Annotated in this window: 14 protein-coding genes; 4 read left to right on the forward strand and 10 right to left on the reverse strand. The window is 61.4% G+C overall.

The features are described from left to right. Positions 1-52: 52 nt before the first annotated feature. On the reverse strand, positions 53-751 hold the full coding sequence (locus RO009_19625; protein ID MDT3687245.1) for a phosphatidylserine decarboxylase: 699 nt from the start codon (positions 749-751) through the stop codon (positions 53-55). A gap of 50 nt (positions 752-801) precedes the next feature. Continuing rightward, the gene (locus tag RO009_19630; protein ID MDT3687246.1) at positions 802-2799 is read right to left on the reverse strand and encodes an ABC transporter ATP-binding protein/permease; all 1998 of its coding nucleotides are present in this window, start codon (positions 2797-2799) and stop codon (positions 802-804) included. A gap of 199 nt (positions 2800-2998) precedes the next feature. Between RO009_19630 and RO009_19635 the strand changes: the two genes are divergently transcribed. Then, positions 2999-3604: a TIGR00730 family Rossman fold protein gene (locus RO009_19635; GenBank protein MDT3687247.1), complete on the forward strand. Its 606-nt coding sequence runs from the start codon at positions 2999-3001 to the stop codon at positions 3602-3604. A gap of 30 nt (positions 3605-3634) precedes the next feature. On the opposite strand, the gene RO009_19640 is transcribed toward RO009_19635, so the two are convergent. The 6 genes from RO009_19640 to RO009_19665 all read right to left on the reverse strand — a co-directional run bounded on the left by RO009_19640 (position 3635) and on the right by RO009_19665 (position 9423). Further along, on the reverse strand, positions 3635-4009 hold the full coding sequence (locus RO009_19640) for a VOC family protein (GenBank protein MDT3687248.1): 375 nt from the start codon (positions 4007-4009) through the stop codon (positions 3635-3637). A 144-nt stretch (positions 4010-4153) separates the two neighbouring features. Next, entirely contained in the window at positions 4154-5749 is a 1596-nt protein-coding gene (cimA, locus tag RO009_19645; GenBank protein ID MDT3687249.1) for a citramalate synthase, read from the reverse strand. A 203-nt stretch (positions 5750-5952) separates the two neighbouring features. Then, on the reverse strand, positions 5953-6456 hold the full coding sequence (locus RO009_19650) for a GNAT family N-acetyltransferase (protein MDT3687250.1): 504 nt from the start codon (positions 6454-6456) through the stop codon (positions 5953-5955). A gap of 196 nt (positions 6457-6652) precedes the next feature. Further along, the gene (gene cysS / locus RO009_19655) at positions 6653-8017 is read right to left on the reverse strand and encodes a cysteine--tRNA ligase (GenBank protein ID MDT3687251.1); all 1365 of its coding nucleotides are present in this window, start codon (positions 8015-8017) and stop codon (positions 6653-6655) included. A 243-nt stretch (positions 8018-8260) separates the two neighbouring features. Beyond that, the gene (locus tag RO009_19660) at positions 8261-8896 is read right to left on the reverse strand and encodes a DUF6691 family protein (protein MDT3687252.1); all 636 of its coding nucleotides are present in this window, start codon (positions 8894-8896) and stop codon (positions 8261-8263) included. Positions 8897-8907: 11 nt separating this feature from the next. Further along, positions 8908-9423, reverse strand: coding sequence for a YeeE/YedE thiosulfate transporter family protein (locus RO009_19665; protein ID MDT3687253.1), 516 nt, complete (start codon positions 9421-9423; stop codon positions 8908-8910). Between RO009_19665 and RO009_19670 the strand changes: the two genes are divergently transcribed. Both RO009_19670 and RO009_19675 read left to right on the forward strand, forming a co-directional pair. Continuing rightward, complete coding sequence (locus RO009_19670) at positions 9422-9844, forward strand: metalloregulator ArsR/SmtB family transcription factor (GenBank protein MDT3687254.1); 423 nt, start codon at positions 9422-9424, stop codon at positions 9842-9844. The two genes, RO009_19665 and RO009_19670, sit on opposite strands and share 2 nt — an antisense overlap. A 111-nt stretch (positions 9845-9955) precedes the next feature. Further along, positions 9956-10264 (forward strand): hypothetical protein, encoded by a 309-nt coding sequence (locus RO009_19675; GenBank protein ID MDT3687255.1) that lies wholly within the window; start codon positions 9956-9958, stop codon positions 10262-10264. 3 nt (positions 10265-10267) lie between these two features. Here the strand turns inward: RO009_19675 and RO009_19680 are convergent, their stop codons facing one another. Continuing rightward, positions 10268-10747: a CreA family protein gene (locus RO009_19680; protein ID MDT3687256.1), complete on the reverse strand. Its 480-nt coding sequence runs from the start codon at positions 10745-10747 to the stop codon at positions 10268-10270. Positions 10748-10958: 211 nt separating this feature from the next. Here RO009_19680 and RO009_19685 point away from each other — a divergent pair, with 211 nt between their 5' ends. After that, the gene (locus RO009_19685; protein ID MDT3687257.1) at positions 10959-13235 is read left to right on the forward strand and encodes an ATP-binding protein; all 2277 of its coding nucleotides are present in this window, start codon (positions 10959-10961) and stop codon (positions 13233-13235) included. 199 nt (positions 13236-13434) lie between these two features. Here RO009_19685 and RO009_19690 read toward each other — a convergent pair whose 3' ends face one another. After that, complete coding sequence (locus RO009_19690; GenBank protein MDT3687258.1) at positions 13435-13629, reverse strand: DUF2783 domain-containing protein; 195 nt, start codon at positions 13627-13629, stop codon at positions 13435-13437. Positions 13630-13662 lie beyond the last annotated feature (33 nt).

The raw sequence follows: 13662 nt of genomic DNA on the forward strand, positions 1-13662 counted from the left end.
ATAGCGAGCCGCGCGGGAACTTGCCATCGAATGCGGCGGCGCTTCCTTAACGTCAGCCTACCCGGTAGGTGCGCAGAGGATCGGGGGCCTTGAGATCGGCGATGATGGTTTCGCCGGCGAGCGAGGTCTGCCCCTCGGCCACCAGCGGCTTCGTTCCCTCCGGCAAATAGACGTCGAGCCGCGAGCCGAAGCGGATCAGGCCGAAACGGTCGCCGGCGGCGAGCACGTCGCCCTCCCGCGAAAACGACACAATGCGCCGGGCCACAAGGCCGGCGATCTGCACCACCCCGATGCGGACATTGCCGTTGCCGATCACCAGCGAATTGCGCTCGTTGTCCTCGCTCGCCTTGTCGAGATCGGCATTCAGGAATTTGCCGGCTTTGTAGACGATGCGCTCGATGCGGCCTGCCATCGGGCTGCGGTTCACGTGACAGTCGAACACGCTCATGAAGACGGACACGCGCGGCAGCGGCCTGTCGCCGAGCCCAAGCTCCGCCGGCGGCACCACATTGGTGACACGACTGACGCGGCCGTCCGCGGGCGATACGATCAGACCTTCACGGACCGGCGTAACCCGTTGAGGATCGCGAAAGAAATAGGCGCACCAGGCGGTGAGAAAAGTGCCGATCCATCCGAGCGGCGTCCAGATCCAGAACAAGACCAAACTCAGCAGCGCGAAGGCGCCGATGAACGGATAGCCCTCCGGATGGATGGGCGCGAGCTGGGAGCGGATAGAATTGGCAATCGACATGGCGGTTTAGTTGCCTGACTTTAAGCGCCTTCGCAAGTTGGCGCGCAGCATCACTCAACGATATCGACCGGCGCCACGGATCGCGGTGCAGCCGCGGCCGCCGATATCTCGTCCTCCACGGGCGGTGGAAGACGGTTGGGGGCAGACTCCTGCTCTCCGATTTCCGCAAGTTTCTCGCGCGCTTCCTCGGCTTTCCGCTGCTTATTCCACATGCTTTCGTAGAGACCTTTCCGGGCCAGCAACTGGCCATGCGTCCCACGCTCGGCGATCTCGCCCCGGTCGAGCACAATGATCTCGTCGGCGCCGACAATGGTCGAGAGCCGGTGCGCGATCACCAGCGTGGTGCGGTTGCGCGAGACGCGCTCGAGTGCGTCCTGAATTTCCTTCTCAGTGTGGCTGTCGAGGGCGGAGGTCGCCTCGTCGAGCAGCAGAATCGGCGGCCCCTTCAGAATCGTGCGCGCAATGGCGACACGCTGTTTTTCGCCGCCCGACAATTTCAGGCCGCGCTCGCCGACTTCGGTCTCGTAACCTTTCGGCGACAGCCGAATAAAGGTATCGATCTGCGCCAGCCGGGCCGCCTCCTCCACTTCTTGGTCGGTCGCTTCCCAGCGGCCGTAACGGATGTTGTAGCGGATGGTGTCGTTGAACAGCACGGTGTCCTGCGGCACCATGCCGATCGCGGCGCGCAACGAGGATTGCGTCACATCGCGGATATCCTGTCCGTCGATCAGGATGCGACCGCCCGTCACTTCATAGAAGCGGAACAGGAGCCGCGAGATCGTGGACTTGCCGGCGCCCGAGGGACCGACAATCGCCACCGTCTTGCCGGCCGGCACGTGCAGGCTGATGCCCTTGAGGATGGGCCGGTCCGGTTCGTAGGCGAATGACACATTCTCGAAACGGATATCGCCGGCGGCCACATGCAATGGTCTTGCACTCGGCTTGTCGTTGATCTCCGGATCGCGCGCGAGTATGGAGAACATGGTCTCGATATCGGTGATAGCCTGCTTGATCTCACGATAGACCATGCCCATGAAATTCAGCGGCACATAAAGCTGGATCATCATCGCGTTGATCATGACAAAATCGCCGACCGTGTTGGTCCCGGCCTTGATCCCATAGGCGCACATCACCATGGTGGCGGCGAGGCCGAACGTAAAGATCAGCGCCTGTCCGGCATTCAGCCAAGCGAGCGAGGTGTAGGCCTGAACGCTGGCATCCTCGTAACGCGCCATGGAACGGTCATAGCGGCGCGCCTCGCGTTCCTCGGCGACGAAGTATTTGACGGTTTCATAATTAAGCAACGAGTCGATCGCCTTGGTGTTGGCGTCGGTGTCGCTGTCATTCATCTTCCGGCGGATGGCGATGCGCCATTCGGTGGCGATATAGGTAAACCACATATAGGCGGCGACGGTGATCACGATTACCGCCACGTAGCGCCAGTCGAATTGCCAGAGCAGGACCGCGACGATCAAGGCGAGCTCGATGATCGTCGGCATCAATTGCAGGATCACCATCCGCACGATGATTTCGATACCGTTGCGCCCCCGCTCGAGCACGCGCGTCAGGCCGCCGGTCTTGCGCTCCAGATGGAAGCGCAGCGACAGCTTGTGCATGTGTTCAAAGGTGAGAATGGCGAGACGCCGCACGGCATGCATCGCCACCTTGGCGAACAGGCCGTCGCGCAATTGCGTCAGCGCCGCCATCAGGATGCGCATGCCGCCATAAGCCAGCGTCATGGCGATCGGCGCGGCGATCACCCAGGTGAGCCAGTGATCAAGCCAGGAGGCGTCGCTCGCAGGCGCAGGCGCCTGCCCGCTGAGCGCGTCCACCGCCCATTTGTAGGTGAAGGGCACTGTGACGGTCGCGAGCTTGGCCAGCAGCAACAGGACCATCGCCCCCACGACGCGCAGCTTGAGATCGCCCCGGTCCGACGGCCAGATATAAGGCCAGAGCTTGAGCAGCGCAGTGAACAAACCGCCGCCCCCGATGGATGCATGCGATGAGGACGGGTCGGGCGGCGTCACGGACCTGGAGCGAGGTGTCATCAGTGTTTAACCGGCGGGCTCAAGCATGGCTGGCAGGGCGAGATGTCATATAGGTATTTTGCCCTCTCCGCCCAGCGGTTTGGCCGCCAATCGGCCGGCCAGACACAAGAGCGGCACTTGGAATAGGCATATCAGGGTCCTACATCAACGTCCGGCCCGCCTTTGACGCCCTTTTGCATCCAGTGCCACAGTCCGCTGCATGACCGAGATTCGAAATATCTGTGTCTATTGCGGTTCCGGACCCGGAACCGATCCCAGTTTCATCAACGCCGCGCATACTTTCGGGGCCATCATGGCCGAAAGCCATGTGCGCCTGATCTATGGCGGCGGCTCGGTCGGCCTGATGGGCGCGGTCGCCGCGTCGGTTCTGGCCAAGGGCGGACAGGCGACCGGCATCATTCCGGAATTCCTGGCCGGCAAGGAACGGCCGATGGTCGATGTGCAGGAGCTGATCGTCACGCGCGACATGCATGAGCGCAAGCGCATCATGTTCGAGCGCTCGGACGCTTTCGTTGCCCTGCCAGGCGGCATCGGCACGCTGGAAGAACTGGTCGAGCAGCTCACCTGGGCGCAGCTTGGCCGTCACAAGAAGCCGATCCTGATTGCGAATATCAACGGTTTCTGGGACCCGCTGCGTGCGTTGCTCGACCACATGAAGGAGCTCGCATTCATTCACACGGCCAACAACGTCAATCTGCTCTGCGCCGACCATGTGGAAGAGATCCTGCCGATGCTGCGGAAAGCCGCGCGCAGGGTTTCGGAAGCCGAGAAGCTGATGGAAGCGGGAACGGCGGAGAGGTTGTGATCTCCCTTCCCCGCGCAGCGGGAAAGGTGTTCATTTCACAAAGGTCACCGCTTCGATGCGATTGCCGTCCGGATCACGGATGAAGGCGGCATAATAGCCCTCTCCGTGCTGCGGACGCAGACCCGCCTCGCCATCGGATGCTCCGCCGGCCTTGAGCGCTGCCGCGTGAAAGGTATCGACCATTTCCTGTGACGATGCACGCAGGGCGATGTGCATGCCTGAATCGTCCTCGACTTTTTTCATCCACGGACGATGATTGATCCAGAATTCTGGATACTTCTTTCCGAAGGCAATGGTCGCCGGACGCGTTTCCAGCTTTTGATAGCCGAGCGCGCCAAGCACCGTTTCGTAGAATTCGGCAGAGCGATCGAGGTCGCTGACAGAGACGGAGATGTGGTCGATCATGGTCATCTTTCCTTCGTCATGTCCGCGCACCCCGGTCCGGCCGAAGACCGGCCGGAGTGTAAACTTGTCGCGGGCATGCACGTCTTTCTTCGCTGCAGCCGATCAAGCCGTGGAAGGCCCCGACAAGCCCGGCCATGACGGTCTCTATGCCGTCGCGCCGGACTTCACCAGCTTGTACACGACGGAATCCATCAGTGCCTGGAACGAAGCGTCGATGATATTCGGCGACACGCCGATGGTGGTCCAGCGTTCGCCGTTCTCGTCCTCGCTTTCGATCAGCACCCGCGTCACCGCCCCGGTGCCCGCGTTGAGGATACGCACGCGATAATCGCGCAGCTTCAGCCCCTCGATATATTTCTGATACTTGCCGAGATCTTTTCGCAGCGCCACGTCGAGCGCATTGACCGGCCCGTTACCCTCGGCCGCCGAGATCAGCGTCTCGCCCGCGACCTTCACCTTCACCACCGCCATCGCCACGGTGACGCGCTTGCCAACGGCATTGTAGCGCTGCTCGACATTCACATCGAACTGATCGACGTCGAAATAATCGGGCACCTTGCCGAGAATGCGCCGGGCCAGCAGGTCGAATGACGCATCGGCGCTTTCGTAGGCATAGCCGGACGCCTCGCGCTCCTTCACCTCATCGAGCAGGCGCGCGACGCGCGGATCGTTCTTATCGACCTGGATACCGATGCGCTCCAGCTCCGACAGCACATTGGAACGCCCGCCCTGATCGGACACCATCACCTTGCGGTGATTGCCCACTGTTTCCGGCGCGACATGCTCGTAGGTCGCGGGATCCTTGAGGATCGCCGAGGCATGAATGCCGGCCTTGGTGGCGAAGGCGCTATCGCCGACATAAGGCGCATGGCGATTGGGCGCGCGGTTGAGCATGTCGTCGAGCCTGCGCGAGGCCGCGGCAAGATTCTTGAGCTGCTCGTCCGAGATGTTGATCTCGAATTTGTCGGCAAATTCCTTTTTCAGCCTCAGCGTCGGAATAATGGACACCAGGTTGGCGTTGCCGCAGCGTTCGCCGATGCCGTTCAGCGTGCCCTGGATCTGGCGGGCGCCGGCGCGCACCGCGGCGAGAGAATTCGCCACCGCCTGCTCGGTGTCATTATGCGCATGGATGCCGACATATGCGCCGGGAATGTGTTTGACCACCGCGCCGACGATCTCTTCGACCTCGTGCGGCAGCGTGCCGCCATTGGTGTCGCACAGCACCACCCAGCGCGCGCCGGACTCATAGGCGACCCTGGCGCAGGCCAGCGCATATTCCGGATTGCTCTTGTAGCCGTCAAAGAAATGCTCGCAGTCGACCAGCACCTCGCGGCCCGTGTCCTTGGCCGCCTTCACGCTGTCGCGGATGGAGGCCAAATTCTCCTCATCGGTCGTCTCCAGCGCGACGCGCACGTGATAGTCCCAGGATTTGGCGACAAAGCAGATGGCATCAGCCTTCGCGTGCAGCAGCGCGGAGAGCCCGGGATCATTCGAGGCAGAACGGCCGGGACGACGGGTCATGCCGAAGGCCGTGAAGGTGGCGCCAAGCTTGCGCGTCTCGCTGAACAATTCGGTGTCTGTGGGATTGGCGCCGGGATAGCCGCCCTCGACATAATCCAGGCCGAGCTTGTCCAGCATCTCCGCCACCACGAGCTTGTCGTGCAGGGTGAAATCCACGCCGTTCATCTGCGCGCCGTCGCGCAAGGTGGTGTCGAAAAGATAGAGCCGCTCTCTGGCCATTACAGCAATCCATACACATAAAGCGCCAGCAGAACGGCCGCCGCTATGATGATCACCTTCAGCGCAATGTAATAGAGCCAGTGGCGCGGGAATGGCGTGTCGGGACGTTTCATGGCCTCCTCACCACAGGTAATAGTTCGCTGCGAGCGCAACGGCGACGACGATGGCGATCGCCGAAACAATGATGTGATGGCGCTGCAGATTCATTGCACGTCCCGCTTGCCGCCGAGCGGCTTTTCCATGCTGGTATTGGCGAGCCATTCGCCGCCGCGCGACACCGAATTGCGCTGCATTGGGACGTAGCCGCGCTTCCTGAAGAAATCATGCGCGGTGTCGCTGGCTTCGACCTTCAGTTTCGTCGCGCCGCGCGCGCCGGCGAGCTTTTCCAGCGCATCAATGAGCATGGAGGCTGCGCCCTGCCCGGTGGCGGCGGGGTGAACGTAAAGCATGTCGATGCCGTCATTGCCTTTCAGCGAGGCGAATCCGACCGGCGAGCCGTCGAGTGTGGCGATCAATGTGAGTTGCTCGCCGAGCAGCTTACCGAAGGCCGCCTCGTCGTCGACAGCGGTGAGCCAGGCTTCGATTTGCGCGTCGGAATAATCTTCCGCCGCAAGCTCCTCGACGCTGGCGCGGAAGATTTCCGTGAGCAGCGGCGCATCCGCGGCAAGGAAGGGGCGCATGGCGAGGGTGGGATTGGCGCTGGCCATTATCGAGCGCCTTTCTCTTCTTTGCCTCTCCCCGCGTGCGGGGAGAGGTCGATTGCCAGGCGAGGCGAAGGCGATCGCGCGAGGGGCAATCGGAATGAGGGTAATGCCCCCTCACCCGCCTCGCGCCTACGGCGCTCGGCACCCTCTCCCCGCATGCGGGGAGAGGGAAAGACTGCGCGCTCCGCCTTCATAGCCATCATCGCGCGATCTCCCAGGCGGTGCCATCCTTGGAGTCCTTCAGCACAACGCCCATCTTGGCGAGTTCGTCGCGAATGCGGTCCGATTCCTTCCAGTTCTTTGCCGCGCGCGCGGCATTGCGGGCGGCAATATAATCATTGATCTGCTTTTCGCTGACCGCGAACGATGCCGGCCGCCATGCAGCCCAGCTCGACGAGGAATTGTGCAACAACCCCAAAACTTGCGCGCTGGCCTTCAGGCTTGCCGCAGCTCCTTTGTGCCCCTTTGCAGCCTCACTGCGCAATTCATGGAGAGCGGCTATTGCCTTGGGCGTATTGAGATCGTCCGTGAGAGCGTCAATCGTGTCGGCACATTGCACTCCGGAGTCGGTATCTTCGGTCAAAGAATACCAATGATCCAATATTCGCTTGGCCTCGCGTAATCCGGCCTCAGTCCAGTTAATCGGCTGACGATAGTGAGTTTGCAGCATCGCAAGCCGGATTGCTTCGCCGGGCCACTCACACAGCAGATCCCGGATCGTGACGAAGTTGCCGAGGCTCTTGCTCATCTTCTCGCCTTCGACCTGCAGGAAGCCGTTATGCATCCAGACATTTGCCATCACGGGCGTATGAAACGCGCAGCGCGACTGCGCGATCTCGTTCTCGTGGTGCGGGAAGACAAGATCGATGCCGCCACCATGGATGTCGAAAGTCTCGCCGAGATGCTTCCATGACATCGCCGAGCATTCGATATGCCAGCCGGGACGGCCCGGCGTTTTGATACCCGACGGCGACGACCAGCCCGGCTCGCCTTCCTTGCTTGGCTTCCACAGCACAAAATCCTGATCGTGCCGCTTGTAGGGCGCGACATCGACACGCGCGCCGGCGATCATTTCGTCGAGCGGACGTTTTGAAAGCTGTCCGTAGTCGGGCATCGACGGCACGCTGAACAGAACATGCTCCTCGGCGACGTAGGCATGGCCGGAAGCAACGAGACGCTCGATCAGCGTCTTCATCTCCTCGATATGCTCGGTCGCGCGTGGCTCAACGTTCGGCGGCAGGCAGCCGAGCGCCGCCACGTCGTCCTCGAAATTTCTATAAGTCTCTTCGGTCAGATCCCGGATGGAAATGCCGCGCTCGGCCGCGCGCGCATTGATCTTGTCGTCGACATCGGTGATGTTGCGGACGTATTTGACGTGGTCCTTGCCGTAGAGATGCCGCAGCAGGCGATACAGCACGTCGAATACAATGACCGGCCGCGCATTGCCGATATGGGCGAAGTCATAGACCGTCGGCCCGCACACATACATGCGCACGTTGGTCGAATCGAGCGGCACGAAGGACCGCTTCTCGCGCGTCAGCGTATCGTAGAGCCGAAGTTCCATGCGAAGTCTGTCCCCTGGCGCCTGCTGGCCCCGGGCGTTCTCTTTATCGCAATGGACAAAAGACGGCCGCAGCCAGCGTGAGCGCTAGCGAATAATCTCCCGGCAAATGCCGAAAATTGCGTTGCGGCCGATCATGGGGCGGACAATGGCCGAACCCCCATTGCGCCGTCAAGTGGCGGGATTCGGCCGTAGCAGGAGGTTCGATGGCAAAAGCCCGCCCCTTTGACCGGGCGGGCCTTGGTTTCATTCGGCCGGCGCGGTGTAACGGGTCACGATGCCGGGGCTGCGGCCGGGGCCGCCGGTCGGATCGTGCCGTTCCATCTCCACCCGCCAGGGCCGCCAGCGTTCCAGCGCAACCAGACCGACAACGATCAGGGCGGCAAAGATCAGCGCCAGGGTGACGAAACCACCGGGCAGCAGATCGACCAGCGTCATCTTGCCAAGATTGCCAAGCCCGATCCCGGACCAGTCCAGCGCCCTGTCGATCTCCTTCTGGTAAAGTCCGTACGTGTAGCCGCCGGCCAGACCTCCAGCGATGACCGCCCAGGCATCCTTGTAGCCGGCCCCGAGCTGCGCCAGCGCGGTACCGGGACACGCGCCGGCGAATACGATGCCGGCACCGAGCAGCAACCCACCGACAATCATGTGGCCGACGAGCGCCGCCTTCACACTGAGCTGCACGACGCCGAGGCCATGCAGAACCGCAAGCACGACGAGGCCGGTGGCGATCGCCGACAGCATCACCTTGATCATGGTGAAGTTGGTCATTTGAAACTGGCCGATTAAGAAGCCGGGCTCCATTACCCGCGCCTTTTCAAGCGCAAGCCCGAACAGCACGCCCATGACGAGGCCGAGAAGAATGGCGGGAATAAGTGACATGACAGCCTCCGTTACGCGCGCTTGAGAAAGGCAGAGATCGCGATGCCGCTGGCAAATATCGCCGCCATCGCGATCAGCGACGACACCGCAAGTTGCGACAGACCGGACAGACCGTGCCCGGAGGTGCAGCCATTGGCGATGCGCGCGCCGAGCAGGAGAACGAAACCGCCGGCAAAGGCCACCAGCAACCGAAGCGTGAATGAATGGAGGCCCATCACCCTGCCCCACATTTCCGACATGGCCGGACGCATGGTGCGCGACATTCTTGCGGACATGAACGCGCCGACGGCGACGCCGATCACAAGCGCCACCTGCCACCAATCCTTGGCGGTGGAAACATGTGACTTGAAATAGGGAATGGCCGCGACGGCGGGATCAAAGACGGCGGCGATGCTTGCAGCCACCGTCACGAAGGACGAGGAGGCGCCAAGCGCGGTATTCATCAGAAGAAAGGCAGGAATCTGCAGGAGCCCGATCAATATGCCTGCTGCATAAGGCGACCAGACCCGGGCGGCGAGAATCGACATGGCGATGCTCCCTGTTATGCCTTGTAAAGTCCCACAATGCTCTTTTATATTCATAAGTATGAATATTCAAGAGTTTGAATATAACGCACAGGCCGCGGCTGCGCTGTTGAAGGCGCTGGCCTCAAAGCCGCGCCTGATGGTCCTTTGCCATCTCTCAGACGGGGAAAAATCGGTGGGCGAAATTGCCAGCTTGACCGGACTACGTATGGCGGCCGTGTCGCAAAATCTGGCGGTGCTGCGGGCGGAGCGGCTGGTCACCCAGCGGCGGGACGGCACCACAATCAATTACCGGCTGTCGGACCCGACGGCGCGCGAGCTGATCGGAGTCCTGTACCGGTCCTTCTGCAAGGGCGGAAAAAAGAGCGGCCCGGCGGGACGCCAGGTCCGTGGGCGTGGCCGGCACGCATCACTTGGCGTCTAACCACCCCTGTCAGCCACAGTCGGTCTTGTCCGGACCTGCGGGAATCGGTTTACAGACCCTTAACAATTTCCAGCCAATTTACGGCAATACCTCCAACAGCGAGCGATCCCCATGCGGGCCCTGCTGGCAATGTCCTGTCTTGCCGCCCTGCTGGCCGCCTCCGCGGCGCAGGCGGAAAAGCGCATTTTCATCATTGCGAATGATGCCGACGGCTACGGCGTCGACCGTTGCCTCGCCTCCGGCGCAAGCTGCGGCGCCGCCGCGGCGACCGCCTATTGCCACTCCAAGGAATTCACTCAAGCGGCGTCCTACCGCAAGCTCGACCGCGACGAAATCACCGGCGCCGTGCCGACCGCGAGCGGCGCCGCCTGCCGTGGCGGCGCCTGCCTGGAATTCGTCGCCATCGAGTGCACGCGCTGAGGCTCACTTCTCGACCCAGTCGGCGCAGCGCGGCACCTCGCCATTGCCACCCCACGGCATGATCGGCACCGAGGACGTCGAATTCTTCGGCGAGCCTTCGATGAGACGATCGGAATAAACCATGTAGACCAGAACGTTGCGCTTCACGTCGCAGCCGCGCACGATCTGCATCTTCTTGAAGAGCAGTGAGCGGCGCTGGCGGAAGACATCCTCGCCCTGCTCGAACCTCGCCTTGAACCTGATCGGGCCGATCTGGCGGCAGGCGAGCGAGATGTCCGAGACCTCTTCCGCAATTCCGATCCAGCCCTTGAAGCCGCCTTTCTCCGGCACGGTGAAATGGCAGGCTACGCCTTCGACGTCCGGATCGTCGATGCCATAGGTCGCGAGCTTGTCATTGGGGGAAAGCCATTTGAAAACAGTAGACCGCTTGAACAAGAGGTCCGGGTCTTCCGCAGCATACCCTGGCGCGGAACTCCATAGCATCGACACAAAAACAGACAGAATCGCCGCGATGGAACCCCGGCGCAGACACTGGAACATGCGAAACCCTCCCGCTGACGGTCGCGATATGGGGTTGCCGCGCCACCGATGCGAGCCGGGCCGGAACCAGCATTGAACTGATTGCCATGAGCGGGTACCAAAAGGACCATTCCGACTGAATATTGCGGGCGGACATCTGGCCTTGGCAAAGCCCATGAAAAAAGCCGCCGCGGAGGATATCATCACTTCGCGCGACATGGCGGATGCGGTGCGGCCGCTGCGGCTTCTGGTCGTCGCGTCGCTGCTGTTTCCGATCGTCATTTTTGCGATCGCCGCCTGGATCGGCTACCGGCAGCAATTCGAGGAGGCCACGGTCCGGCTCGAGCGCACGCTTGATGTCGTCTACGAACACGCAACCAAGGTCTTCGAAACCTTCGATCTGGCCGCGCGCTATACCGACGAAATCGTCAATCTACCGGATTCGGATATCCGAGGCCGCGAGCGTGAATTCAGCCAGCGTCTGCGCATTCTGACCAATTCGATGCCGCAACTTCTCGACATCTGGGTGATTGGCGCGGACGGCAAGCTGCTGGTCTCGGGCACCGTCTTTCCAATGCCCGATCTCGACCTCAGCAATCGCGAATATTTTTCCGTGCTGAAAAAGAATTCCAATCTCCTCATCTATGTCAGCGAGCTATTGGATTCGCGTGTTCAGGACCTGCGTTTCTTCGCCTACAACAAGCGCCGGACAACACGGGACGGGGCGCCCGGCTTCAACGGCCTGACGACGATTTCAGCGAGACCGGACTATTTTTCGCGATTCTATGCCACACTGCCGCGACACGACGTCGATGTCGTGCAACTGATCCGCGCCGACGGCGCCTTGCTAACGCGGTTTCCCGCCATCGCGCAAATTCCAAAACACCTGCCCGAAGAAAGCGACCTGGTTCCGACAATGAAGGCCGACAATTCCGGACTGATCCAGACGGTCTCGCCGCTCGACGGCAAAGAGCGCATTTACGCCTATCGCCGACTGGCCAATATCGATGTCTTTGCCATGGTCGGCCTTGACCGCGAAACGGTCATCACCGACTGGCTCATGAATATGTCGCGCTATCTGATCTTCGGAGTGCCGGCGACGATCGCGCTCTTTATCCTCTCGCTCATCGCTCTGCGCCGCACGCGCAACGCGGCGCTCGCCTTGGCGCGGCTGAAGCAAGAGGTGGCGCGGCGCGAACGAACCGAATTGGCGCTGCGGCAATCGCAGAAGATGGAAGCGGTCGGCCGTTTGACCGGCGGCATCGCGCATGATTTCAACAATCTGCTCACCGCCATTCTGGGCAATGTCGATTTGGCGCTGCGGCGAGCGCCCGAAAATGATGAGCGGCTGAAACGCACGCTGAATTCCGCGCGGCTGGCTTCGCAACGCGCGGCAACGCTGATCCAGCGCCTCCTCGCCTATTCACGTCAGCATCCGCTGGAGGTCAAATCAGTCGATCTCAATCGCCTTGTCCAGGGCATGTCGGAATTGCTGCGCCGCTCGATCGGCGAGAGCATCACCGTCGAGACAGTGCTGGCCGGCGGATTGTGGAGGACCGCGATTGATCCGAACCAGCTGGAAAACGCCATTCTCAATCTCGCGATCAATGCCCGCGATGCGATGCCAGACGGCGGTCGGCTGACCATCGAAACCGCCAATACCTATCTCGATGAAGCCTATTCCGCGGCGCAGGGCGGCGAGGTCGAACCCGGTCAATACGTCATGCTGGCGCTGACAGATTCCGGCACCGGCATGACCAAGGAGATCGTCGACCGTGCGTTCGAGCCGTTTTTCACGACAAAGCCGACCGGCGTGGGAACGGGCCTCGGCCTCAGCATGGTCTACGGCTTCATCAAGCAATCAGGCGGTCACATTAAAATCTACAGCGAAATCGACGAAGGCACGACGATCAAGCTTTATCTCCCACGCCTGATGGATGAGACGAATGTCGAGCCGTGGCTGCCGCCCGAAGCCGAGCAGACGGACGCGCCCGCCGACGACCTTAGGGAGACCATCCTTCTCGTCGAGGACGACGAGGAAGTGAATCGCTTCGCCACCGAAGTGCTGCGAGAAGAAGGCTATAACGTGATCTCGACGCATGAGGGCTCAAGCGCGCTCAGGCTGTTCGATGCCAATCCGCATATCAAAATGCTGTTCACCGACGTCGTGTTGCCCGGCGGCATGAACGGCCGTCAGATCGCCGACGAGGCGCGCCGGCGGCGGCCCGACCTGAAGGTCCTGTTCGCCACCGGCTATACCCGCAATGCCATTATTCATCAGGGCCGGCTCGACGCCGATGTCGATCTCTTGACCAAGCCGTTCACCCCCGATGACCTGATCAAGAAGGTGCGCCAGATTCTTGATACGGATTCGAAGGATCCGATCGCGCGCGCCAGCGCGATCATTGAGAAGATCATGGAGGCGCCGCAAAATTCCGATGATGGCGCTTGATGCGCGTGGCCTCACTGCCGCCGAATGACGCGACCCTGTGCTAGGGTCCCGAATTCGAAAATTCGCAAGAGCCTGCTGCAAGCTCTCAAGCGAATTTCGGAATCGAAGGACACTAGCAAGTTATTCATTCTCGTGTGGCCTGGTTCGCCTGGAGGACTCGCCGCAAGAATGAAGCGAATGTCTGAACCGCCACGCTGGCTCAGCGTCCGCCCTTGGCGAGCGCAATCGCTTCGTTCAAGACAACCATATCTCCGATATGGTTGGCGAGGATGAGCACGAGCCTGGTATCCAGAGCCGCCGCTTCGGCATCGGAGAGACCGCGCCGCGCCTCAACCAGCGCGACATAAGCCGCATCGGGATCCTTGAAACGTGACTCGGTCAGCAGCGCAGACATCGGCCCTCCAAATGGAACTTGGCGTTATGGCGC

This window comes from Pseudorhodoplanes sp. (genome assembly GCA_032027085.1).
Taxonomy (GTDB): domain Bacteria; phylum Pseudomonadota; class Alphaproteobacteria; order Rhizobiales; family Xanthobacteraceae; genus Pseudorhodoplanes.